Source organism: Rhizobium sp. 01T444 (genome assembly GCF_056398305.1).
The window spans coordinates 85,604-109,408 of sequence record NZ_JBFTPD010000013.1; the positions used below are offsets into that span (position 1 = coordinate 85,604).

At 60.7% G+C, this 23,805-nt stretch carries 25 protein-coding genes; 6 read left to right on the plus strand and 19 right to left on the minus strand.

Annotated features, from left to right (window positions below):
- Positions 1–73: 73 nt before the first annotated feature.
- Positions 74–646 (minus strand): acyloxyacyl hydrolase, encoded by a 573-nt coding sequence (locus AC1DTN_RS18545; RefSeq protein WP_477922006.1) that lies wholly within the window; start codon positions 644–646, stop codon positions 74–76.
- 125 nt (positions 647–771) lie between these two features.
- A complete protein-coding gene (locus tag AC1DTN_RS18550) occupies positions 772–2,190 on the minus strand; it encodes an aminotransferase-like domain-containing protein (RefSeq protein WP_113321800.1) in 1,419 nt (472 codons plus the stop codon).
- Positions 2,191–2,270: 80 nt separating this feature from the next.
- Here AC1DTN_RS18550 and AC1DTN_RS18555 point away from each other — a divergent pair, with 80 nt between their 5' ends.
- Positions 2,271–2,525, plus strand: a complete 255-nt coding sequence (locus AC1DTN_RS18555; protein WP_439015091.1) for a DUF1127 domain-containing protein — start codon at positions 2,271–2,273, stop codon at positions 2,523–2,525.
- An 8-nt stretch (positions 2,526–2,533) separates the two neighbouring features.
- Here AC1DTN_RS18555 and AC1DTN_RS18560 read toward each other — a convergent pair whose 3' ends face one another.
- The 7 genes from AC1DTN_RS18560 to AC1DTN_RS18590 form a co-directional block, all read right to left on the minus strand.
- On the minus strand, positions 2,534–2,938 hold the full coding sequence (locus AC1DTN_RS18560) for a hypothetical protein (protein ID WP_113321798.1): 405 nt from the start codon (positions 2,936–2,938) through the stop codon (positions 2,534–2,536).
- Between the two features lie 23 nt (positions 2,939–2,961).
- Complete coding sequence (gene purQ / locus AC1DTN_RS18565; protein ID WP_113321797.1) at positions 2,962–3,633, minus strand: phosphoribosylformylglycinamidine synthase subunit PurQ; 672 nt, start codon at positions 3,631–3,633, stop codon at positions 2,962–2,964.
- The gene (locus AC1DTN_RS18570) at positions 3,630–4,181 is read right to left on the minus strand and encodes an RNA 2'-phosphotransferase (RefSeq protein ID WP_477922007.1); all 552 of its coding nucleotides are present in this window, start codon (positions 4,179–4,181) and stop codon (positions 3,630–3,632) included. Before AC1DTN_RS18570 ends, purQ begins: the two co-directional genes overlap by 4 nt.
- A 44-nt stretch (positions 4,182–4,225) precedes the next feature.
- Positions 4,226–4,468, minus strand: coding sequence for a phosphoribosylformylglycinamidine synthase subunit PurS (gene purS / locus AC1DTN_RS18575; RefSeq protein WP_007826230.1), 243 nt, complete (start codon positions 4,466–4,468; stop codon positions 4,226–4,228).
- Positions 4,469–4,483: 15 nt separating this feature from the next.
- Positions 4,484–5,248, minus strand: coding sequence for a phosphoribosylaminoimidazolesuccinocarboxamide synthase (gene purC / locus AC1DTN_RS18580; protein WP_007826228.1), 765 nt, complete (start codon positions 5,246–5,248; stop codon positions 4,484–4,486).
- Positions 5,249–5,479: 231 nt separating this feature from the next.
- On the minus strand, positions 5,480–7,828 hold the full coding sequence (locus AC1DTN_RS18585; protein ID WP_477922008.1) for a putative bifunctional diguanylate cyclase/phosphodiesterase: 2,349 nt from the start codon (positions 7,826–7,828) through the stop codon (positions 5,480–5,482).
- 60 nt (positions 7,829–7,888) lie between these two features.
- Positions 7,889–8,443 carry an RBBP9/YdeN family alpha/beta hydrolase gene (locus AC1DTN_RS18590; protein ID WP_007826223.1) on the minus strand — a complete coding sequence of 185 codons (555 nt, stop codon included), beginning with the start codon at positions 8,441–8,443 and terminating at the stop codon, positions 7,889–7,891.
- A 161-nt stretch (positions 8,444–8,604) separates the two neighbouring features.
- On the opposite strand from AC1DTN_RS18590, the gene AC1DTN_RS18595 reads away from it, so the two are divergent.
- Together AC1DTN_RS18595 and AC1DTN_RS18600 are read left to right on the plus strand one after the other, a co-directional pair.
- Complete coding sequence (locus AC1DTN_RS18595; RefSeq protein ID WP_310388226.1) at positions 8,605–9,408, plus strand: DUF2189 domain-containing protein; 804 nt, start codon at positions 8,605–8,607, stop codon at positions 9,406–9,408.
- Between the two features lie 123 nt (positions 9,409–9,531).
- The gene (locus AC1DTN_RS18600; RefSeq protein ID WP_113321803.1) at positions 9,532–9,993 is read left to right on the plus strand and encodes a low affinity iron permease family protein; all 462 of its coding nucleotides are present in this window, start codon (positions 9,532–9,534) and stop codon (positions 9,991–9,993) included.
- Positions 9,994–10,038: 45 nt separating this feature from the next.
- Here the strand turns inward: AC1DTN_RS18600 and purB are convergent, their stop codons facing one another.
- The 5 genes from purB to AC1DTN_RS18625 all read right to left on the minus strand — a co-directional run bounded on the left by purB (position 10,039) and on the right by AC1DTN_RS18625 (position 14,442).
- The gene (purB, locus tag AC1DTN_RS18605; RefSeq protein ID WP_025668863.1) at positions 10,039–11,346 is read right to left on the minus strand and encodes an adenylosuccinate lyase; all 1,308 of its coding nucleotides are present in this window, start codon (positions 11,344–11,346) and stop codon (positions 10,039–10,041) included.
- A gap of 62 nt (positions 11,347–11,408) precedes the next feature.
- Positions 11,409–11,894, minus strand: a complete 486-nt coding sequence (locus AC1DTN_RS18610) for a hypothetical protein (RefSeq protein ID WP_310388224.1) — start codon at positions 11,892–11,894, stop codon at positions 11,409–11,411.
- A 2-nt stretch (positions 11,895–11,896) separates the two neighbouring features.
- Positions 11,897–12,625, minus strand: a complete 729-nt coding sequence (locus tag AC1DTN_RS18615; RefSeq protein ID WP_442205837.1) for a DUF2259 domain-containing protein — start codon at positions 12,623–12,625, stop codon at positions 11,897–11,899.
- Entirely contained in the window at positions 12,625–13,302 is a 678-nt protein-coding gene (gene rpe / locus AC1DTN_RS18620; protein WP_113321791.1) for a ribulose-phosphate 3-epimerase, read from the minus strand. Before rpe ends, AC1DTN_RS18615 begins: the two co-directional genes overlap by 1 nt.
- 57 nt (positions 13,303–13,359) lie before the next feature.
- Positions 13,360–14,442: an ABC transporter substrate-binding protein gene (locus AC1DTN_RS18625; RefSeq protein WP_477922009.1), complete on the minus strand. Its 1,083-nt coding sequence runs from the start codon at positions 14,440–14,442 to the stop codon at positions 13,360–13,362.
- Positions 14,443–14,614: 172 nt separating this feature from the next.
- Between AC1DTN_RS18625 and AC1DTN_RS18630 the strand changes: the two genes are divergently transcribed.
- Complete coding sequence (locus AC1DTN_RS18630) at positions 14,615–15,109, plus strand: flavin reductase family protein (RefSeq protein ID WP_113185176.1); 495 nt, start codon at positions 14,615–14,617, stop codon at positions 15,107–15,109.
- 29 nt (positions 15,110–15,138) lie between these two features.
- Positions 15,139–15,456, plus strand: coding sequence for a TfoX/Sxy family protein (locus AC1DTN_RS18635; RefSeq protein WP_113321788.1), 318 nt, complete (start codon positions 15,139–15,141; stop codon positions 15,454–15,456).
- Here AC1DTN_RS18635 and AC1DTN_RS18640 read toward each other — a convergent pair whose 3' ends face one another.
- The 5 genes from AC1DTN_RS18640 to AC1DTN_RS18660 form a co-directional block, all read right to left on the minus strand.
- Positions 15,457–15,879 carry an NUDIX domain-containing protein gene (locus AC1DTN_RS18640; protein ID WP_113321787.1) on the minus strand — a complete coding sequence of 141 codons (423 nt, stop codon included), beginning with the start codon at positions 15,877–15,879 and terminating at the stop codon, positions 15,457–15,459.
- A gap of 7 nt (positions 15,880–15,886) precedes the next feature.
- Positions 15,887–17,446: a DEAD/DEAH box helicase gene (locus AC1DTN_RS18645; RefSeq protein ID WP_477922010.1), complete on the minus strand. Its 1,560-nt coding sequence runs from the start codon at positions 17,444–17,446 to the stop codon at positions 15,887–15,889.
- Positions 17,447–17,544: 98 nt separating this feature from the next.
- Positions 17,545–18,867: a peptidoglycan DD-metalloendopeptidase family protein gene (locus AC1DTN_RS18650; RefSeq protein ID WP_477922011.1), complete on the minus strand. Its 1,323-nt coding sequence runs from the start codon at positions 18,865–18,867 to the stop codon at positions 17,545–17,547.
- A 106-nt stretch (positions 18,868–18,973) separates the two neighbouring features.
- The gene (locus AC1DTN_RS18655; protein WP_442205841.1) at positions 18,974–19,792 is read right to left on the minus strand and encodes a ferritin-like domain-containing protein; all 819 of its coding nucleotides are present in this window, start codon (positions 19,790–19,792) and stop codon (positions 18,974–18,976) included.
- Positions 19,789–20,262: a peroxiredoxin gene (locus tag AC1DTN_RS18660; RefSeq protein WP_439015082.1), complete on the minus strand. Its 474-nt coding sequence runs from the start codon at positions 20,260–20,262 to the stop codon at positions 19,789–19,791. The genes AC1DTN_RS18655 and AC1DTN_RS18660 overlap by 4 nt, the downstream gene beginning before the upstream one ends.
- A gap of 119 nt (positions 20,263–20,381) precedes the next feature.
- Between AC1DTN_RS18660 and AC1DTN_RS18665 the strand changes: the two genes are divergently transcribed.
- Entirely contained in the window at positions 20,382–23,774 is a 3,393-nt protein-coding gene (locus AC1DTN_RS18665; protein ID WP_477922012.1) for a hypothetical protein, read from the plus strand.
- The last annotated feature ends 31 nt before the right edge of the window (positions 23,775–23,805 follow it).

Genomic DNA, 23,805 nt, shown 5'->3' on the forward strand with positions numbered 1-23,805 from the left:
AGGAAAATGCCTGCCGTCAACAGAGGGCAGGCATCAAAAGCTTCACAATGCTGTCTTTAACGGGCGAGGCTCGTCAGAATTTGTAGCCGACCATCAGTCCGGCGCGGGTCATGCCGTCGTTCGGGCCGTCGCAGAGATTGGCATTCGAGGAATGGGCGAGTTGCGCCATGACATTCCAGTTGCTGTTGAAGCGATAGCCGGCGCCGAGATATTCGTGGAACAGCACACGACAGCCGAGGTCGGGGTGGTCGTCGTCATCGCGAAGCTCGCCAGTGTGGATGACGCCGCCGAAGCCAGCTTCAGCGAAGATCTTGTCGCTGAGGTCGACCGTCCAGGTGAAACCGGCGAAGAACTGCGTGGCTTCACCCGCCGTGCCGATCGAGGTGCCGACATGGACGCGCGGATGCATGAGCTGCTGCTTCCAGCCGGTTGCCTGCTCAAAACCGAAGGGATCGAAAAGGGCCGTTATTTCGGGGAAAACGCCATCTTCATGGGAATGTCCGCCCTGTACGGAAGCGGAAGCGCCAAAGCGCAATTCGTCGAAAATCTTGTCTCCGGCTTGCGCCGCTGATGACATTCCCAAGCTGCTGGCGATTACTGCGACCGACGCGATACTCGACAGGCTTAAACKGAAATCGGATTTCATCTGCTGTCCCTTGATTCTCGCCCGACCAGCGGAATGGGAAAGAGGTAACATGCAGGTATCGACGGTAAAGCGCTCGTGTCCGGATCGTGGCTTTTTCCACAATCCTGACACCAATTTGCAACAGTTCAGATCTCTCCGTCATAGGCGGAGCCGCCATTTTCCAATAGGCGTTTCAATATCATAAGACCCGACACAAGCTCGTTTCTATCCTTCGGCGAGGAGAAGCCGATGCGCACGCGGTGATAGACCTTCTCGCCACGCGCGGCCTTGAACTCGTCCTCGTCATCGACAAGCACGCCATCGCGGAAGGCGGCATTCTTGAAGGTGCCGGACAGCCAGGGTTCCGGCAGTTTCAGCCACAGGAAGGGCGCATGCGGGTGGGATTCGAAATCGAATCCCCGCATGACCTCACGGGCGAGGCCCACGCGGGCCGATAGCTCCACGACACTTGCATTGCGGATCTCGTGCGCCTTGCCGCTCTGGACGAGCCGCGCGCAGGTTTCGGCCAGAATGAAGGGCAGGCCGCCCGTAACCATCTTGTGCGTGACCTTGATGCGCTGGGCGAAATGCGGCGGGCAGGCAACCCAGCCGCCACGCACGCCGGCCGCTACCGATTTAGACAGGCCGTTGACCAGGAAGGTGCGATCGGGCGCGATTGCGGCAAGCAGCGGCGTAGCGTCATTCGCCATGCCGCCATAGAGATCGTCCTCGATGATCCACACGCCATGCCGTCTGGCGATATCCGCAATGGCGACGCGCCGCTCATAGGGCATGATGGCAAGGGTCGGATTGTGGACCGTCGGCATCAGGAAGATCAGCTTCGGATGCTGCTGCTGGCAGAGCCGCTCGAAATCCTCGGGAATAACGCCGTTCTCATCCGACTCGACCGTCAGCGTGCGCCGCCCGAGCAGGCGGACGCTGCGGCTGACCTGCGTATAGGTGAGGTTTTCGAAAACGATCTTGTCACCGGGTGCAGATACGGCGGCGATGACGGCAATTGCCGCCGCATGCGCGCCGAGCGTCGGAACGACATTTTCGACCTCCGGCGACCAGTCGTTGCGCGCCAGCCAGAGACGACCTGCCTCGAACCAGTTCCGCGGGAAGCTGCGTGAATAGGAGGAGATTTCCGCCAGATGCTGCTCGCCGATCTCGGCCATGATGCCGGCGATCACCTTGCCCTGACCAAGATCGGGGGCGGCGGTCGTGTCGAAGCGGAGCTTGTTTGCCGGGGCGTCTGCAATGCGGGTGCCGCTCAGCGAAAGGGTAAGGGGATCCGTCTGTTCGCTCGGGGGCGTATCGGCACGATCGAGTACATAGGTGCCGCGGCCGACTTCACCGGCGACGAGGCCACGCTCATGAACCAGCGCATAGGCGCGGCCGATTGTTCCGATTGTCACCCCGATGTCATAAGCGAGATTTCGCTGCGGCGGCAGCTTGGCTCCCGCCGGCAAAGCGCCGGAAGCAATGGCGGATTCGATATTGTCCGCAAGCCGCATATAGACTGGGCCGGAGCCCTGCGAGAGATCTGGGAGCCAATTTGTCATGGTGACAATGAATAGATTGTCACCCTCTTGCTGTCAATACTATGTGACAATCACTAGAGCGGAAACAACAGGAGCCAAGGATGTCCGTTGTACCTCAAATGAAGAACCAGATTGTATCGATTGTCTCTATCGATAGCCCACACGAAATTGTCCTCCCGAGGCAGGCGCCGGCCACGACTCGGCTCGGCCGCCTGTGGGCAGTCTTCGTTCTGTGGCAACAGAAGCGGGAGGGGCGCCTGGCGTTGCGCGGACTGACAGCGGATCAACTCAAGGATATCGGCCTGTCGCGGTCCGATGCCGCACGCGAAGTCAGCAAATCGTTTTTCTGGGATTAAGCCAAAGCTTAGCTGCAGGCGCGATTGCCGCCCGACCAGCGGGTGACATCGGCAGCGATGCGGCCGGCGACCGGCTCGGACATCATGGGGCCGAACGCCTGCATCTTGGCCGGATTGCCTTCGGCCTGCACGACGAGCAGCGGCCGGCTTTCAGGGCTGCCCTTGTGCACGACGAGAATGCGCGGACGACCGGAGAAGGAATTGAGTTCCGGTGCGAGCTTGTAGGCCGCAAAAGCCGCATCGCCCGACTTGAACCAGCAACCATTGGCGCCGAGCGCCACACGCTCCATCGTCGACAACGCACTGCGGTCCGGTCCCTTTGCAGGCGTCGAGGACTGGCAGGCAGCAACGAGTGCGGCAAGGCCGGCAAAGGCAGCAGCGTTAGCGATGGCTGCGAAAAGGCGAGGGTGCATCTATCTTGCTCTTCGGCCAGAATTCAGGCGGCGATGACGTCGAGCGCCGAGGCGAAGAGGCCGCGGCCATCCGAACCGCCATGAGCGGCTTCGATGAGATTTTCCGGATGCGGCATCATGCCGAGCACATTGCCCTTGGCGTTCATAACGCCGGCAATGTCGTTGACCGAACCATTGGGATTGGTGCCTTCGGCATAGCGGAAAACGACCTGGCCGTTGCCTTCGATGGCAGCGAGCGTTTCCGTGTCGGCAAAATAGTTGCCGTCGTGATGGGCGACCGGGCAGCGGATGATCTGGCCTTTTTCATAGGCGCGGGAAAAATCCGTCTCGGCGTTGACGACTTCGAGCTTGATCTCGCGGCAGACGAATTTCAGGGAGGCGTTGCGCATCAGCGCGCCCGGCAGAAGGCCGGCCTCGACCAGAATCTGGAAACCGTTGCAGACGCCGAGCACCTTCACGCCTTTGTTCGCCTTCTCGATGATCGCCTGCATGACCGGCATGCGAGCAGCGATCGCTCCGCAGCGCAGGTAATCGCCATAGGAGAAGCCGCCGGGAATGACGATCAGGTCGACATCAGGGATTTCCGTTTCCGTCTGCCAGATCGTCACCGGCTGCTGACCGGAGATCTTGGTGAGAGCGGCAATCATGTCGCGATCGCGGTTGAGGCCCGGAAGTTGAACGACGGCTGATTTCATGAGGTCCCCGCGTTTGGCGAAAGATATTGAACTGGAACGCTTTCGGCGAGCCATACTCCATTGTCTGAGACAAAGAAAGAATGACCCTCTGAAAACATGCGTGCTGCGTCTACACGCAGGATAATAGTGTCGCCCTTGCGGCGTGTTGCGACGATCTTGGCCGTATCGACATCCGCCGAGAGATGGACGTGGCGCCGTTCCATCTTCGTCAGGCCTTCGCGCTCGATCAGGGGCCAGTTCACGAGTGACGTACCGTGAAAAAGAATTGCAGGCGGCTGGACCGCCTTCAACGCAAGATCGATTTCGACGCTGTGGCCCTGGTTGGCGCGAATTCTGTTATCGACGAGTGCAAAGCGCTTCTTCGGGTTGTTCTCGATGATCCCGATAATATCGGCACGGGAGATGTCGTATTTCGACGTCACCGCCTTTTCGAATGCATCGAAGGATACCCAGCCCTCGGCATCAAGCGTCAGGCCTGCGGCTTCCGGCGCATGGCGCAAAACATAGCTCATGAATTTCGAGACTTCCGTCTCCAGCTTTGCTTCCATGACGCTTCATCCTGAAGGCCCGCCGCGTGGCGGGCCTATGATCGTCAGTCGATCGCGATCGCGTAGTTCTCGATGACCGTGTTTGCGAGGAGTTTCTCGCACATGGCCTTGAGGTCGGCTTCGGCCTTGGCCTTGTCGGTGCCTTCGAGCTCCAGGTCGAAGACCTTGCCCTGGCGGACATGACCGACGCCGCCGAAGCCGAGGGCGCCGAGCGCGCCTTCGATGGCTTTGCCCTGAGGATCGAGAACGCCGTTTTTCAGCGTGACAGTGACGCGAGCCTTGATCACTTGTTTTCCCTGCTTTTACTTGACCAGAACGGGGCCAGTGCCGCGCACGGGCTCGTTTTCATTGATGATACCGAGACGGCGCGCAACTTCGGAATAGGCTTCCAGCAGACCGCCCATATCGCGGCGGAAGAGGTCCTTGTCCATCTTCTTGTGGGTCTCGATATCCCAGAGGCGGCAGCTGTCCGGCGAGATTTCGTCAGCCAGGATGATGCGCATCATGTCGCCTTCGAAAAGGCGGCCGCATTCGATCTTGAAATCGACGAGCTGGATGCCGACGCCGAGGAAGAGGCCGGTCATGAAGTCGTTGACGCGAATGGCAAGCGCCATGATGTCGTCGAGCTCAGCCGGATTGGCCCAGCCGAAGGCGGTGATGTGCTCTTCGGAGACCATCGGATCTTCGAGCGCATCGGACTTGTAGTAGAATTCGATGATCGAGCGCGGCAGGACCACGCCTTCCTCGATGCCGAGGCGCTTGGCGAGCGAGCCGGCGGCGACGTTGCGCACGACGATCTCAAGCGGGATCATCTCCACTTCCTTGATCAGCTGCTCGCGCATGTTGAGCCGGCGGATGAAGTGGGTGGGAATACCAATCTTGTTCAGATGGCTGAAGATATATTCAGAAATACGGTTGTTGAGGACGCCTTTGCCATCAATGACTTCGTGTTTCTTCTTGTTGAAAGCAGTGGCATCGTCCTTGAAGAACTGGATCAGCGTGCCCGGTTCAGGCCCTTCATACAGAATCTTTGCCTTGCCCTCGTAGATACGGCGGCGACGGTTCATTGTGGTTATTCTCTAGCTGTTGGCGCTCTTGGGATAGCGCGCGTGGATCGATCTCGTGGCGTCCCCTTAAAGGAAAAGAGAGAGTTTCACAATCCGCCTATCACTCCTTCCCCGGTTTCCGGCCTTGGGCGGGAAAACCGCAATGAGAATCGAAATCTTGCCAAGGAAAGATTACCGCCTTTTTCTTTACGGTGGAATGAAGGCAAAATCTCGGAGGGGTTATACAGGTCTTTATCCGGAGGCTGTTTTGGAGATGGGCCGGCCCACGGAATGGCGGAGATCCTTCTGCAGTGCGCGAGCCTCACCCTCCGGTTGCCGCCAGCTTTCGCCACGGATGAAAGCCGGGAACTGTAGGCCGGACATCGGCCGGGCGAGCGCATAGCCCTGCAGCATGTCGCAGCCGAGCTCCTGCAGGATGCGGACGTGATCGGCGGTCTCGACACCTTCTGCGGTGACGAGAATATTCAGCGAGCGGCCGATCTCGATGATGGAACGCACGAGCTTGCGCTGCTCGGCCGATTGCGGCAGGTGCCTGATCAGCTCGCGATCGATCTTCAGTGTTTTCGGGCTCAGCCGCAGCAAGCTGACGATCGAGGCATGACCGGTGCCGAAATCATCGACCTCAATGTCGATGCCGAGCTTCTTCAGCTTTTTGAGATTGGCGGTGACCGCCTCGTCGCAATCGTCAAGCGAGATCGATTCTAGCAGTTCGAATGAGACCGTGCCGGGCTCGATCTTCAGCGAGCGCAGCTTCTTGCCAAGCTGCGGATCGGAGAGTCTCCGGCCGGAGACATTGACGGAGATGCGGGGAATGGTGAAGCCTTCGCGGATCCAGGCCTTCCGGTCGGCGATCGCCTGTTCGAGGATCAGCGCATCGATGGTCGAGACGACGTCGAGATCCTCGGCAATGTCCAGGAAGCGATCCGGCGCCAGCAGTCCGTGTTCCGGATGCTGCCAGCGGGCCAGCGTCTCGATGCCGGCGATATCGAGCGTGCGGGCATCGAACTGCGGCTGATAGAAGGGCACGAATTCGTTGCGCTCCAGGCCGATCAGGATTTCATCGGCAAGGCGCTTGGCCGTCAGGATCGTACGGCGTGCAGCATTGGAGAAGAATTCGTGGCGGTTGCGGCCGGAGCCCTTGGCCCGGTAGAGCGCGATATCAGCATTGAGCAGGAGCTGCTTTTCGTCGAGCTTGGGGCCGCTATCGATGGCGATGCCGATGCTGGCGCCGAAGCGGCAATCATGCCCCTCGTATTTGATGGGTTTGCGCAGCTCGCGGATGATGCGCTCGGCGACGGTGGCAATCTTCTTCGAGGGAGTGTCGACGATGCAGAGAACGACGAATTCATCGCCGCCGATGCGCGCGACGAAATCGGTGCCGCGAATGGAATCGCGCAGCACCCGGGCAGCATGTTTGAGCATATAATCGCCGGCGCGGTGGCCGAGCGTATCGTTGATCTGCTTGAAGCGGTCGAGATCGATATGAAGGATGGCAAGCGCCAGACCTTCCTCGCGACAATGGGCGGAGAGTTCCTCCAGCATCTTGTCGAGATAGCGACGGTTCGGCAGGCCGGTCAGATAATCATGGAACGCCAGATGCTCGATGCTTTCCTTGGCGGCTTCGAGTTCGCGGTTGCGTGCTTCTGCAAGATCCTTGGCGCGCCGCAACTCGTTGCGCAGCGCCACTTCCTCCGTCACGTCCCAATTGGCGCCGATCAGCTTGCGGCAGCCATTGCCGTCGACGAAGAAGGCCGAGCGGGCACGGATGATGCGCTCGGCGCCATCGCCTCTGATGATACGAAATTCCTGATGAAAGCCGGTCTCGTTGTTGACGTTGCTTTCGACGGTTTCGTTGACGCGATCGCGATCATCAGGATGAACAGTGCTGAGCCAGGCATTGGCTGCGGAGAAACGATCGGCATCCTTCAGTCCGTAGATGGCAATAAGGCGGTCGTCCCATTCGACGGTCCCGTGATCGATATCGGCTTCGAAAACGCCGATATCGCTGATCTGCAAAGCGAGGTCGAGGCGGCGGGAGAGCTGCGCGAGCATCTCCTCGGTTTCCTTGCGCGCGGTGATGTCCGTGTCCGTGCCGACGACGCGCTGAGCAGCGCCGTTCTCATCCCACTCGACGGGTGCGCCGCGGCATTCGATCCAAACCCAGTGGCCGTCCTTGTGGCGCTCTCGATACTGGAAGACATGATAGTCGGGGTCGCCGGCATTCTGGCGCTCGATGGCGTTGATGACGAAATCGCGATCATCGGGATGAACGAGCTGCAGCCAGGCCTCGTAGTCGCCGTCGGCCTCCTCATCCGGCGCCATGCCGCGTATGCTCTTCCAGGTCTGCGAGTAATATTTCTTGTCGAGGCGGTAATTGTGGTCCCAGACACCGAGCCCGGAGCCAACGAGCGCATAATTCCATCGGCTTTCGCGCTCCGCAATGTCGGAATCGTCGGTGTAGCTTGCGAACCCATCGGCCGCCGGCTCGTCGCAACTGACATTGGCGGCTTTTGGCGGGTGGGTTTGCTTCACGGGGCGCTCTCGCTTTTCTGGCGTCAGCGCAGTCTGCGGTCTTTCCATTAAGAAATGCTTAGAAAGCGATCGCTTAATTCACTGGAAATGCCGGATTTTTTGGCTTTCTCAGCCGGGCAAGCGGCTGAGAAACTGGGCAAAGACCATCGTGCCTTCCGGCCAGGGGCCGTGGCCGGATTCCGAGTTAATGTGACCGGACTCGCCCGCATCCACAAGGAAAGAACCCCAGCTGTTGGCGATGTCATCAGCATGCTCATAGGTGCCGAAGGGATCGTTGCGGCTGGCGACCGTAATCGAGGGGAAAGGCAGCGGATCGCGCGGGTAGGGGCCGAAGGTCATGAGATGCTTCGGGCGGATATCCGGATTGGCAACATCGGGCGGCGCGACGAAGAAGGCGCCGGCTACGCGCTTTTGAAACAGCGGAATTGCGTGGATCACCGATGGCACCCCGAGGGAATGAGCGATGAGCACCACGGGGCGTGTTGAGGCATTCACCGCTTCGGCGATGCGCGCGGTCCAGTCCTCGCGCACGGGCTTGGACCATTCCGCCTGCTCGACTCGGCGCGCGGTGCTGAGTTTTGCTTCCCAGCGGCTCTGCCAATGGTCGGGGCCGGAATTGGTATAGCCGGGAATGATGAGGATATCTGCGTCTGAAGCTTTCATGGTGCCGCCGATGTGAGAAAGCTTAACCGCGATGTCAAGGGAAAGAGCGACTTAGCTCAAAAAATTTGCTAACGTGGCTTTATGCCGGTTGCGTTCTCGTGTCGGCCCCTTGTTGCCGACACATTCGCCTCCGGTTCATCTTGGCTGAGGAGGAGAAAGCCATGACGACATTTCATGTCATGACGGGTGCTGGCGAGAGCTTCGCACGGCCCGTGGTCAACAGGATCAGCGTAGCCGACGTCTTCGACGCGCTCAGGCTGGGTTTCGAGGATTTCCGCGAGAAGCCTTCGCATTACGTTTTCCTGTGTCTCATGTATCCGATCGCCGGTATCTTCCTGACGATGCTGAGCTCGGGCGCCAATCTCGCACCGATGATCTTTCCGCTGATGTCGGGCTTTGTGCTGATCGGCCCGATAGCCGCGATCGGCCTCTACGAAATCAGCCGCCGGCGCGAGGCCGGACTCGATTCCTCTTGGAAACATGCACTCGATGTCCGCCATTCGCCGGCTTTGCCGTCGATCATCGCCGTCGGCCTCCTGCTGTTCGGGATCTTCACCGTCTGGCTGGTCACGGCGCAAACCATCTATACAGGCCTTCTTGGCGAGGTCTTCCCGCGCTCCATGTCGCTCTTCCTGCAGCAAGTGTTCGGTACGCCGGAAGGCATGCAGCTCATCCTGTGGGGTAATCTAGTCGGCCTCGGCTTTGCGTTCGTCGTACTGGCGATCACCGTCGTGACCTTCCCGATGCTGCTCGACAGGGACTGCGGGGCGGTGGCCGCGATGGTCGCCTCGATCCGGGCAACCTTCGTCAATCCGATACCGGTATTGCTCTGGGGCCTGATCGTTGCCGCGTCGCTCGTCATCGGCACAATCCCGCTCTTTGTCGGCCTCGCACTCGTCATCCCAATCCTCGGCCATGCGACCTGGCATCTTTACCGGAAGCTGATCGCCCGCGAAGCCATGTAACGGCAACATCCCGGGGTGTCGCGAATTTGCGCGATGCCCCGGAATTTCAACAGAGCCCGGAACCTCGGAACCTTGCTTGGAGTTTGTCTTGTGCCGACTTCGAAGGAGGATTTCAAGGTGACCATACGCCATGTGTTTGCCCACTTCGCAACCAAGATATCGGAGTGGGCGGGCAAGCCGGTGACCTTCATTCTGGCGCTTATCGCCGTCATTATCTGGGCTGCTCTCGGCCCCGTCTTCGACTACTCGGAAACCTGGCAGCTGGTGATCAACACCGGTACGACGATCATCACCTTCCTGATGGTCTTCGTGCTGCAGAATGCGCAGACACGCGATACGCGGGCCATCCAGGCAAAGCTCAACGAAATCATCCTGACGAGCCATGCCGAGAACCGCTTCATCGGCATCGAAAATCTCGACGAAGAAGACCTCAAGCACCTCGACTTGCTGGTGGCCAAGGCGGCTAAGGGCCGGGGTGAGACAGAGGTTTGTGAGATATCGGATGAGCCGGGCGATACATCGATCGGCAAGCCGGAGAAAAAGAAGCGCGCTGCGCCGGCGACTACGTCCCGGAAGCGAAAATGAAAACGGCGCCTCACGGGCGCCGTCTCATGACCTGTCTTGTGCCGATCAAGCTTCGCCGAAGACGCGGCGGAAGATCGTGTCGACATGCTTGGTGTGATAACCGAGATCGAATTTCTCGCGGAGATCCGCCTCGGAGAGTGCAGCGCGCACCTCGGCATCGGCCAGCAGTTCTTCGAGGAAATCCTTGCCCTGTTCCCAGACCTTCATGGCGTTGCGCTGCACGAGGCGATAGGCATCCTCGCGGGAGGTGCCGGCCTGCGTCAGCGCCAGGAGAACGCGCTGCGAATGGACAAGGCCGCGGAACTTGTCGAGGTTCTTCATCATGTTCTCGGGATAGACCACGAGCTTTTCGATGACGCCGGCGAGACGGTTCAGCGCGAAGTCGAGGGTAACAGTGGTATCCGGGCCGATGGCGCGCTCGACGCTCGAATGGCTGATGTCGCGCTCATGCCAGAGCGCCACGTTTTCCATCGCGGGTACGACCGACATGCGCACGAGACGCGCAAGGCCGGTCAGGTTTTCAGTCAAGACCGGGTTGCGCTTGTGCGGCATGGCCGAAGAGCCCTTCTGGCCCGGCGAGAAGAATTCTTCCGCCTCCAGCACTTCGGTGCGCTGCATGTGGCGTATTTCGATCGCGACGTTTTCGATCGACGAGCCGATGACACCGAGGGTGGCGAAGAACATGGCATGGCGGTCACGCGGGATGACCTGCGTGGAAACGGGTTCCGGAACGAGGCCGAGTGCTGCGCAGACATGCTCTTCGACAACAGGGTCGATATTGGCGAAGGTGCCGACAGCGCCGGAGATGGCGCCTGTCGCGATTTCAGCGCGGGCGGCAACGAGGCGGGCGCGGTTGCGGCTCATCTCGGCGTAGAAGCGGGCGAAGGTCAGGCCCATCGTCGTCGGCTCGGCATGGATGCCGTGGCTGCGGCCGATGCGGATCGTATCCTTGTGTTCGAAGGCGCGCGTCTTCAGCGCTGTCAGAACACGGTCCATGTCGGCGAGCAGGATATCGGCAGCGCGCACGAGCTGGATGTTGAACGTGGTGTCGAGCACGTCGGAGGAGGTCATGCCCTGATGGACGAAGCGGGCGTCGGGGCCGACGATTTCTGCAAGATGCGTCAGGAAGGCGATGACGTCATGTTTGGTGACGGCCTCGATCTCATCGATGCGGGCAACGTCGAAAGTCGCCTTGCCGCCCTTTTCCCAGATGGTGGCGGCTGCCGACTTCGGGATCACTCCGAGGTCTGCCAGCGCGTCGCAGGCATGGGCCTCGATCTCGAACCAGATGCGGAACTTGGTTTCGGGAGACCAGATGGCGACCATATCGGGCCGGGAATAACGAGGGATCATGGACGAGCGCCTTCATTTCGTGACAGTAGCTGCGGCCCCTGTAGCAAAGACGGCCGGCAATCTCAACGCATGCGTTTGGCAAGAGCCAGGCTAGTGACAAAAAGACAGACCAGTCCGAGGGGCAAAAACAGCCCCAGGCCAAGGACAAGGAACTGATAAACGGCGCTGGCGCCGGTAAAGACAAACTGGAACATCCAGATGACCGAGCCGAACGGCGAATGCCAGCGGGAATAGAAAATCCGGTAGTCCATGGCGAAGAGAAAGGCCGTCATCAGGACCGTGCCCATCGTCAGCACCAGGAAGAATGCGGCAAAACGCGCCTCCGCCTGATGGCCGAGCGCAAGATAACGCCCGGCAAGCAAGTTAAAGGGCCAGGAGAGCAACCCGCCGCCGAAATAGAGGATGGAGAGATCGAGCACGTGGCTCGTCTCCATACCATTGCGCAGATAGAGACCCGCCATGGCGGAGATCAGCATCTGGACGCCCCAGAGCGGGGCGCCGATGAAAAGTTCTGATAAGGACGGCCATGCCGCCCGCAGACGGTTCATTCTCAGGGGTGAACCGGAACGGCGATCCAGCGGCCGTTGCGGCCGTCAGGAGAGGCGCTCAGCGCCAGGATGAGGGCGATATGGACAGGCTTGCCCGATTCCGGCTGATAGACGAGGGCGCCGCCCATGCGATATTCCACAGTACAGCCGCGATCTGCCGGCAGCGACTTGTCCTCATGCACCAGCTGGCGGTTCGGTGCACCGTCCTTCTCGATGAGCTGCAGGGTGAAGCCGATGACGCGGTTGACGTCCTTGCAGCTTTCCGGCTTGGCGACTTCGGCATCGCCGAGCAGCAGCGAATAGGCGCCCCGCGGCGGGCCGTCACTTGCGATTGTCGTGTAACGGATCGTCTTCATCGGCGAGCCGAGTTCGGTCGGCGGGTTGAAGGCGGCGATCAGGCCGGGATTGGTCAGAAGGTTGTACTTGTCCATCTGCTGGCGGGCTGCCGTCAGATTCTGGCGGCGTGCCTTGGACAGATCGGCATCCTTGTCGGTCAGTTCCAGATGAAAGGGCGTGCCCTCGAGATCAGCACCCGTTTCGGTATTGATGAAATAGGTCTCCGAATAGGGGATCTTGCCATCCTTCATGCCGAATTCCTGGAAGGCAAAGACCTTGCCGTCGGCGGAGAAGCCGACAGGCTGCATATTGGCGATATCGCCAGCAGAGGCCATGGCCGCCATGCCGGTCAGCAAGACGGCGAAAAACCCGCCCATGAACATGCGCTTCGTCATCAGCGAGCTCCCTCAGCCGCGTTGCGAAGGGCGGTAATGGCCTGGCGATAGGTCTCGACCGAGCCGCCCTTGAAAATTGCCGATCCGGCGACGAGCACATTGCCGCCGGCCTTTGCCACGGCAGGCGCGGTATCGACCGTCACACCGCCGTCCACCTCAAGCTCGATCGGGCGATCACCGATGAGTGACTTCGCCGCTGCGATCTTGTCTGCCATTGCCGGAATGAATTTCTGGCCGCCGAAACCGGGGTTGACGGACATAATGAGAATGAGGTCGACATCGTCAAGCACGTTCTCGACCACCGAAAGCGGCGTTGCCGGATTGAGGGTGACGCCGACCTTCTTGCCGAGATGGCGGATCGTCTGCAGCGAGCGGTGCAGGTGCGGTCCGGCCTCTGCATGCACGGTTATGCGATCACAGCCGGCCTTTGCGAAAGCCTCCAGATAGGGATCGGCCGGCGAGATCATCAGATGGCAATCGAAGGTCGCATCCGTATAGGAGCGCAGCGACTTGATGACATCGGGGCCGAAGGAGATGTTCGGCACGAAATGGCCGTCCATGACGTCGAGATGGATCCAGTCGGCGCCGGCCGCAGTGACGTTGCGTACTTCCTCGCCGAGTTTTGCAAAATCTGCCGCCAGGATCGATGGGGCGATGCGGATGGGCAGTGTCGTCATGTTCTCGGTCTCCTCTCAACCGGAAGCGGCGAGCGCCTCACGGCAAATTTCAATAGGTCAATCTGTCCCATCGGCCGGCGGGACGAAAGTGTCGCCGCGCCATTCGAGAAGACGATAGGGATTTTGCGACAGTTCGTGGGCCGGTGTGAAGATGACCGGGCCGATCGGCGTATTGAACTGCGTTCCGATCAGTTTTTCGGCCACCGGCTTGCCTTCGGCCACCGCTGCCTGCACGGCCTGATCGGCAATCAGCGCGGCTGCGGCTGCCGGCAGAACATAACCTTCCGGTTCGGTTCCGGCTGCGCGCAAGGCCTCAACGGTCGCAGCCGCATCCGGCAGAAGCGCATATTCGGGAATGGCAACGGCGCCTACGCCATCAGCCAGCGCCAGCGGCTGGTTTGCAGCGCGCATCGCGTCGCCGCTCAGAATGTCGAGCGGGATATTTTCAGCCTTGGCGTCCCGGGCGATGATGGCGACATCGTTCCTGTCACCGCCGATGAAGACCTTGGTGGCGCCGGCCCGCTTCAGGCGGCGCACGAGGCCGATCTGTTGTTCCTGTCCCGGCCGGTAGGTGTCGGTGAAAACAGGCTTCAGGCCATTTTCTTCCAGTGCGTTGCGCACGGCTTCCGTCAGTTCGCGGCCATGGATCGTGCCGTCCTCGATGAGGGCGATCGGAGACGCCGTCCATTGCTGCAGGATGATCTGGATGACCCTGGCGGCTTCATCACTATCCTGCGGACCGAGGCGGAAGAGGGGCCAGCCGTTCTTCAGCGAATCCTCCATCAGGATGCGCGAGCGTACCGACACGGTGATGACGGGAATATTGGCGTCCTTCAGCTTCGGCAGGGCGCCTTCCAGCGTCTCGCTGCAGAGGAAGCCGATGGCGATCTGAACCTTTGCAGCGATCAGCGCATCGGCGATCGCCTGGCCGCTATTGTCCTGGCAGGTCTCATTGACAGGAACGACCGTATTGCCCGCCCGCTGGATCTCAAAATTCCCGCCGGCGGAAATCTGTGCGCCGAGCGAGGCGAAAGTGCCCTCTTGCGGCGCCACGACGCCGATCGTCACGCCGGCCGCGCGGCCTTCGGCCGTCAACGCCATGAGCGACAGAAGGGCGGCTATGACACGCAGGGTCATCATGAAAGGTGCAGGTCTCTCGTCTTGTCCATGCCCTTTTATCCGCACGGCGGCAATCGTCAAAGAAAAACAAGCGTGTTCTGCAGCTTTTAGAGGGTGCCATTGTAGAAAAGGTAACCGATGCCCGCCATATTGGTGAAATAATAAAAACAAGACACTGATTGTGGAGAAGCATGTGTTGAACAGGCAGCATATCGATCCCGGCCTCTATCGCGATGCCATGAGCCGCTATGCCGGCCATGTGCAGCTCGTGACGACGGCGCTCGGTGAAGCCCGCCGTGGCGTCACCATCACGGCTGCCTGCTCGGTGTCCGACAATCCGGCTTCCGTTCTCGTCTGCCTCAGCAACACCAATGCGAAGAACGAGATATTCTGGCGCAGCGGCATCTTCGCGCTGAACTCGCTCGGCGCCCACCATCAGGGTGTTGCCGATGCTTTTTCAGGCCGCACGCATCTGGAAAACGGGGATCGTTTCTTGAGCGCCCGCTTCGAAACGCTGGCAACGGGCGCGCCCGTGCTTGCCGATGCGCTTGCCGTCTTCGACTGCCGGGTGACCGACATCAAGGAAATGCCGACCCATAACGTCATCTTCGGCGAAGTCGCTGCCGTTCGCTTCACCGAGATCCACCCGGCGCTTCTTTATTTGAACCGCGGTTATCACACGATATAGGCTCGGCTGCGCAGGAAAGAGGACAGGCCATGGACAATGCCGGCATCGATGAAATGTTTCAGTCGCTTGGGCCTGTCACCATCAAGCGCATGTTCGGCGGCAAGGGCATCTACCATCTCGGCCGCATCCTGGCGCTCGAGGTGCGCGACGAAATCCTGCTGAAGGCCGATGAAGAGAGCGCACCGGAATTTGCCGCGGCGGGCGCCAGCCAATGGTTCTACGAGGGCAAGAAGGGAACTCCGGTGAAGATGCCCTATTGGAGCATCCCCGACGAGGCCTATGACGATCCCGATGTCATGGCGCGCTGGGTGCGGCTTGCCTATGAAGCGGCGCTGCGGGCTGAATGATCAGCGCAACTCGCCAGCTGGAAGAGCTGATATCGCGACCCTGGTGAAAGCCGACAGCGGCTCAGGCAGGTCGGCAAGGCCAAACCAGCCGAAATCCGAGAGCTTGTCGGGTTCGGTGAGCTGCGGCTCGCCCGCCACATCGCGGGCGATATAGAGAAGGGAAATCCAGTGCTGGCGGTCGGCCTCGATGATCTGTTCGGTCAAGCCGATCCGCTCGACGCGGCCGATGGTCAGTCCCGTTTCTTCTTCCGCCTCGCGACGCGCGGCTTCCTCAGCCGGCTCCATATGGTCGACCTTACCGCCGACGATATTCCAGTAGCCGGCTTCAGGCGGACGCACGCGTTTGTAGAGGAGGATTTTGCCGTCGCGCAAAATCACCAGGCCTACACCGAAGCCTGGGAAATCGATGCCGGGCTTGCCCATCGGGCAATCAGACCTTGGCGTTGCCAGCGATCAGCATGAAAGCGGGGATATCGTCACCGAATCCGACCGGCGTCGGGCCGTCGTCATGGTCGCGATGGCGGCGGCGCTCGCGATTGTCATCATTCGCCGGATATTGCCGACCGTTGCGCGCGTTGTTCTGTGGCTTCGGTTCTGCTTTGCGCTCGTTCTTCACGGTTTCGGCCCTTGCTGGTCTTGCTGGTGCTGCTTCCACGACTTCAACGCCATTATCTTCGGCGTTGATATCAGATTTATGACTCGCAGACCGGTGGTCACGGCCACGATCCTTATCCCGCTCGCGAGTCTTTGCGCGGCGGGGAGAGCGATCGCTGTCGCGGCTTTCTTCGGCCGGGGGCAGAGAGGAGAGATCGCCGCTCTGCCATTCGACCTTTTCGCCGATCAGCTTTTCGATCGCGTCGGTATGTTTCTGGTCGCGGCGGGTGACGATGGTGAAGGAAGCACCGGAGCGACCGGCGCGGCCGGTGCGGCCGATACGGTGAACGTAGTCTTCCGAATGGATCGGCACGTCGAAATTGAAGACGTGACTGACATCGGGAATATCGAGGCCGCGGGCTGCGACGTCGGAGGCGACGAGCAACTGGATGTTGCCGTCCTTGAAGTTGGCAAGCATGGCCATGCGCGAGCGCTGGTCCATGTCGCCGTGCAGGGCGCCGACCGAGAAGCCGTGACGCTCCAGCGAACGGAAGAGATCAGCGACATCCTTCTTGCGGTTGCAGAAGATGATCGCGTTCTTCAGATCGGTCTGAGCGCGGATGAGGTCACGCAATGTGGCGCGCTTCTCGTAATCCTTGTCGTGAGAGGCGACGAAACGCTGCGTGATGGTGACCGACGCCGAGGCCGGCTTGGAGACTTCGATCCGCTCCGGGTTCTGCAGGAAGCGATCCGCGAGCTTCTGGATCTCCGGCGGCATGGTGGCCGAGAAGAACAGCGTCTGGCGGGTGAAGGGGATCAGCTTGGCAATGCGCTCGATATCGGGGATGAAGCCCATGTCGAGCATGCGGTCGGCTTCGTCGATGACGAGGATTTCGACGCCGCTCATCAGCAGCTTGCCGCGCTCGAAATGGTCGAGAAGGCGGCCGGGGGTGCAGATCAGAACATCTGCGCCGCGCTCGAGCTTGCGATCCTGATCTTCAAAGGAAACGCCGCCGATGAGGAGGGCGACGTTGAGGCGGTGGTTCTTGCCGTATTTTTCAAAATTCTCGGCAACCTGGGCGGCCAGTTCGCGGGTCGGTTCCAGGATCAGCGTGCGGGGCATGCGGGCGCGGGCGCGGCCCTTTTCCAGAAGCGACAGCATAGGAAGAACGAAGGATGCCGTCTTGCCGGTGCCGGTCTGTGCGATGCCGCAGATATCTCGGCGCTCAAGCGCGAAGGGAATTGCCCCGGCCTGAATGGGAGTGGGGATGGTGTAGCCCGCATCAGTAACAGCGGAGAGCACTTTGGGGCTCAAACCAAGTTCAGCAAATGTCGTCAAAGGGAAAACTGTTTCCGTTCCGTTCGGCCGGTCTCTGGCGAGTCGGCAGGATTGCATGCCGCAATGGTGGGCGACATAGTCCTAAACGGCCGGCAAGTCAAGGAATAGCGGCTCCACCCCAGGAGCGAGGTGAAGCGTTCGTTACTGCGGTCCGGCTATTTTATATAAGTGGCAAGTTTAAGGCCGGCATTCATGAAATAGATCGGATCGACGGCATGTCCATCCTGACGCACCTCATAATGCAGGTGCGTACCGGTGGAGCGGCCGGTGCTGCCGGCCAGGCCAATGACATTGTTGCGATCGACCGTGTCGCCGACCTTGACCAGAATTTCCGACATATGGCCGTAGCGCGTCGAAATGCCATTGCCGTGATCGACCTCGACCATGTTGCCATAACCGCCGGTCCAGCCGGCGGCGGTCACCTTGCCGGGCGCGGTGGGGCGGATCCTTTCACCCGGCGAGAAACGGAAGTCGATGCCGGAATGCAGAGCAAGCCGGCCGAGGAAGGGATCGCGCCGGTTGCCGAAGGGGCTGGTGACTTCCTTGCCGATGGCCGGATTGCGGAAGGGCAGGGATTCGGCGGTGCTGCGCACCGTTTCCAGACGCGTCAGCGCGCCATCGAGCTGCACCAGCGAATTGTTGAAATCGTCGTTGCTTTCGGGCTCGACGTAAGGACCACCAACGGCGCTGTCCTCTTCTTCCTTGGCGGCGATCGTCTCAGCCGGAACGGCGATATGAAAGCGGTCGAGCACGCCTTCAATCGTATTGGCGGCGTTGCCGGCGTCGCTCGTCAGCTGGTCGATGCGGTTCTTCTGGTCCTGCTCGACGGTCTTCAGCGAGAGCGTGACCTTCGAAAAGATGCGGTCGGCGCGATCGCCGACGGTTTCTTCAGCGGGAGCATAGGCAAGGGTGGAATTGTCGGGGGTTTCGGCGTCGGCCGGCTTGTTGTCGCCTGCCAGCATCTTTTCGATCGCCTGTGCGCCGCCGGTCAGCGAAGCGCGTTTGTCCTTGATCTCGGGCGCATAGGATTGCGCCGGCACATCCGCGGCAGACGCATTCTTGCCAGTCAGCCCAGAGCTTTCGGCGCGATCGAGCAGGTTATCGAGCTTGCCGTGGCGCGAGGTCAGCGCCATCTGCTGTTCCATCAGCTTGTCGACCTTGTCCTCGACCACCTGCTGATCGAGAAGCTGGCGAGAGGTGATGCGGTCGACCTGGGCGCGCAGCGCGGCGATGCGATCCTCATAGTCATGCTGCATGCGGGCCTGGCGGGCCATGGTCGCGCCGATCAGATCGTCGCGCAGCACGAGGTAGGAAGTGGCGAGCAGATAGCCGATGGAAAAGACGCCGACGAAGCAGAAGGCCAGCGCCGCCATCCACGGCTTCACCGTCATGTGACGCACCTTGTCACCACTGGCAAGAATGAGGACGTGTTCCTGTGCCTTCTTGCCGAAGACCCGACTGTGATGTCCGTTCGTCACGAAGGGTCTCCCAAAGATTCGCTTTTAGCGCCCAGCCTCATTGGGAAATGATTACATACTTTTATGGTTAACAGTCGGTTTACGCAGACCTATTGGAGCTTGCCGCTCAACTCTGGCTGGTCGAGGTGAGCGCGCGGTAGAAGGAGGGGGTCAGGCCGGCTTCGGCGCGGGCCACATCGTTGAACGGCGCCTTCAGCGGACCGCGGAAATTGGCGCGCACCAGCTCCTGAAACGTCCTTGCAGGATCACGCTTTTCGCGCGCACAGAGGAAGCGAAACCACTTGGCGCCGACGGCGACATGGCCCTTCTCGTCGTTGTAGATGACGTCGAGAACGGCAGCACTTTCGAGGTCGCCGGTCTCGCGCATCTTGGCCTGCAGCGCAGGTGTAACATCGAGGCCGCGCGCTTCGAGAATGAGCGGCACGACGGCAAGCCGGGCTGTGAGGTCGTTGCGGGTCGAATGCGCCGCCTGCCAGAGGCCGTCATGGGCGGGCAGATCACCATAATCGGCGCCGAGATCATTGAGCCGCTTGCGCACCATGCGGAAGTGCTTGGCCTCTTCGTAGGCCACCTGCATCCAGCCGTCGAAGAAGGAATTCGGTACATGCGCCGAGGCAAATCGGGCAACGATGTCGAGCGCGAGATCGACGGCATTGAGCTCGATATGGGCGATCGCGTGGAGCAGGGCGATGCGGCCATGAACGGTATGGAGCGATCGTTTTCCGACCTGTGTCGGCGGCACCAGCAGCGGCTTTTCCGGCCGGCCGGGACGCTCGGGCAAGGGAGCATCCAGCGGCGAGCGCAGCGAGATGCGCCGGGCGAACCATCTGGTAGCGCTTTCCTGCGCGAGCCCCGTCTTGCGATCGAGATCGGCGGAGCGGATCGCATCGATCGCGCCGCCGCGCAGCGAGGTGATGGTCGTCACGCAGCGAGGTTCCTGACGGCTGCCAGCACCGTTTCGGCATGACCGGCAACCTTCACCTTCTGCCAGATGGTGGCAATCGTGCCGTCCCTGCGGATCAGGAAGGTGGTGCGCTCGACGCCCATAAAGGTGCGGCCGTACATCTTCTTTTCCTTCCAGACACCGTAGGCCTGCAGCACGGTCTTCTCTTCGTCCGAGGCGAGTGCCACCGTCAGCTTGTGTTTCTTGATGAAGCGGTCGTGGCAGGTGGCCGAATCGGGCGACATTCCGACGACGGCGGCACCGGCGGCTGCAAACTCACCGGCAAGTGCCGTGAAATCCAGCGATTCGGTCGTGCAGCCCGTCGTGTCATCCTTGGGATAGAAGAACAGAACCACCGGCTTTCCATGGAAATCCGAGAGTGAAATGCGCCCGCCGCCATCGCGCGGGAGGCTGAAATCGGGAGCAGGAGAGCCAATACCGGGAGCGGACATTCTCAAAACTTTCTTTTGCCGGGTTTAGGAGGGATACTATATCAGACGGGTTATATAGTGGATGAAACGGCGTCCCGCCCAGAGCCGTTCAAATCAGATTCAGGAGTTTCCCAAGGCGCATGTCAGCCATCCGCGGCGAAAAAGTCACGTTTCGCAAGAAGGATATCGTCGCGTTGCACAACCTGCCTTCCGCGCAAGTGGAGGATCCTCTGATCGTGCATTGCCCGCCGCCGCGCTCGCGCATGCGTGGCACCGCAAAGGTCACCGGCGGCTTTTGCGTGGTGATCCTGTTCATCCTGGCGGCGATCGTCTTCACCATCGAAAGCGGGATTATCGACGCGCCGCTGTCGCAGCAGGCGCAGTCGGCGCTGAACAGCGCGCTGGGGCCGCGCTACCGCGCCGAGGTCGGCTCCACCGTCATCCGCTTCACCTCCGGCCTGCGGCTGGCGCTCGAAGCGCGCGACGTCAACATGATCGACCAGCAGAGCGGCCAGCATCTTTCCACCACATCCTCCATGCGCATGGCGCTTGATCCGCTGCAGCTCTTCCGCGGCCGCATCGCCGTATCATCGGTCGAAGCTGACGGCATTGCCCTTGATACGTCGCTGCTTCCATCAAGCGCTCCCATCAAGCTTGACGACCTGCGCGTCGATGCGATTCCAGCGGCAATGGAGACGATCTTCTCGCATCTCGACCTGTTCGAAAGCTTCGTCGAACGCGGCGCTACCGACTCCGTGCGTATCTCCGGCATCGATATCAAGCTCGCGGATACGGCAAATGGGCCGCTTTCGCTCGTCGTCGACAGTCTCGCCTTCGAACATGCCGGGCCGAACTCGCTGCAATTGAGCGGCCAGATTTCCATCAACGGCGAGGCAGCCGACCTCAATGTGATCACCGAACAGGCGGGCGGGCACGCATCCCGGCTCGTGGCCACATTGTCGCATGCCGACCTGACGCCCTTTACACTGAAGCGCAACGAACAGGGCGAGATCCGCCAGGGCCTCAATACCTTCGGCGATCTCACCATTTCCGCAGTCAGAGCTGCCAACGGCGTCAAGCCATCGCTCAATGCGGCTCTCAAATTCGATCCAGGCCTCATCTATGTCGACGGCGATTCTCAGGAGCTGACGGACGGGCAACTCAATCTGGCCTATGACTTCGACAAGCAGACGCTGGAGATCGCCAAATCGCAGCTGCATCTCGGCGCGACCATTCTGCCGATCAGCGGCGCACTGATCGACCTCGACAAGCTCGATCCSAATGCRGGCAAGGGGTTCGGCATCGACGCGCTGATTAGCGGCGGCACGGCCGCACCCAATTCCGGCGAGCAGCCGCTGTCCTTCGATCTGCAGGCGACCGGACGCTATCTCGTCGCCGGCCGCGAATTCCAGTTCACGAATATGGTGGCTTCCTCACCGCTCGGCTCCCTCTATGGGGCGCTGCACATCCGGCTGAACGAGAAATCACCGGAGATCAGTTTTGCCGGCCAGTCGCAGCAGATGCAGACGACGGCGGTCAAGCAGCTCTGGCCTTTCTGGATGGCGTCCAAAGCGCGGGTCTGGGTGCTGGGAAACCTCTTCGGCGGCGTGGTGACCGATGCTTCCATTTCCGTCTACATTCCGCCAGGGCGCCTGGATGAGGCGGCAGGAGGACGGGGCCTGCGGCTCGACGAAAACCAGCTCCGCATCGCCTTCGACATCGACGGTACGCGCTTGAATGTCGCCGGCGAGATCCCGCCTGTGCGCGATACTGCGGCGCATTTCGACCTGACGGGCGGAAAGGCTACGATCTCACTCAAGAGCGGCACCTCCTATTTCCCATCCGGGCGTTCGGTGGCGGTGCAGCCGGGCACCTTCGTGATGCCATCAGTCTATGACAAGCCGCTGATGGCAGATGCTGACATTTCCGTTTCAGGCTCGGCGGATGCGGTGGGCGAGCTTCTGACCTACAAGCCGATCAAGGTGTTGCAGCGCGCAGGCTTTGTGCCCGACGACCTTAAGGGCACTATCGACGCCCATGTGCAGGCGCATTTCGGACTTCTGTCCTCGCAGAACCCGCCGCCTCCCGAATGGGAGGCGCAGATGAAGCTCACCGATGTCGCGCTTGCCAAGCCGTTCTCGGGGCGTGTCATCACCAATCTCGACGGCACACTCGATGCCGATCCGCAGCAGGTGAAGGTCAAGGGCAAGGCCGATATCGATGGCGTCTCCGCCGATATCGATATGCTGGAGCCYGTCGACAAATCTTCTGGCATCGAGCCGCAGCGCGTGATCACGGCAACGCTAAACGGCGATCAGCGCGACAGGCTGCTGCCCGGCCTGTCCGGCATCCTCGGCGGCAGCGTCAAGCTGGTACTGACGCGCCTCGACGAAGACCGGCAGGACGTGCAGCTCGATCTCGGCAAGGCATCGCTCGACCTCCCCTGGATCGGCTGGTCGAAGGGCACTGGTATTCCCGCCAATGCCGAATTCGAGGTTTCCGGCCCGCCCGATAATACGCAGGTCAAGAATTTCCGTCTGAAGGGGGATGGCTTCGGCGCGACCGGGGCGCTCACCATCGGCAAAAGCGGCCTGATATCGGCGGATTTCGATAGCGTGAAACTGTCTTCCCTCGATGATTTCGGGTTGTCGCTGAAGCGCAGCAAAGGCGGCTTCGATATTTCCGTATCCGGCGCCAGCGCCGATGCGCGACCGATCATCGCCCGACTGAAATCGGATTCGGACAGCGACGGCGACGGCAGCGACAGCAGCAGCGTGAGCGTGCGGGCGAAACTGCAGAACATCATCGGCTTCAACGACGAGAAGATCGGTAATTTCCAGGCGCAGATCGCCATGAGTGGCAGCCGGCTGCAATCGCTGAATTTCTCCGGAATCACGGATAGCGGTGAGGCGGTCGTCAGCCAGATGCAGGGCGGCGGCGTCATCAACATCACCAGCGGCGATGCCGGCTCCGTTTCACGCTTTGCCGATCTCTACCAGCATATGCAGGGCGGGCTTCTCAATCTGGCTATCCGTCTCAATGCGGGCGGCGGCTGGGATGGCTCGCTCGATGTGCGCCGCTTCTCGATCGTCAACGAGCAGCGCCTGCGCTCGATCGTTTCCACACCTGTCGGTTCGGACCAGCGCACGCTGAACGAAGCCGTCAAACGCGATATCGATACCTCCTCGCAGCGCTTCCAGCGCGGCTTTGCCCGTGTGGTTTCGCGCGGCGGGGCAATCTCCATCGAAAACGGCGTCCTGCGCGGCGACCAGATCGGCGCCACCTTCCAGGGCGTGGTGCGCAATGCGAAGGGCAACATGGACATGACCGGTACCTTCATGCCGGCCTATGGCCTCAACCGGCTGTTTGCCGAGCTGCCGCTGATCGGCGTCATCCTCGGCAATGGTTCAGACCGAGGCCTGATCGGCATCACCTTCAAGCTGACAGGCAAATTCGACCAGCCGAACCTGCAGATCAACCCGCTCTCGGTGATCGCGCCCGGCGTGTTCCGCCAGATCTTCGAATTCCAGTAAATCGCTAGTTCCAGTAAATCGCTGGGGGTTA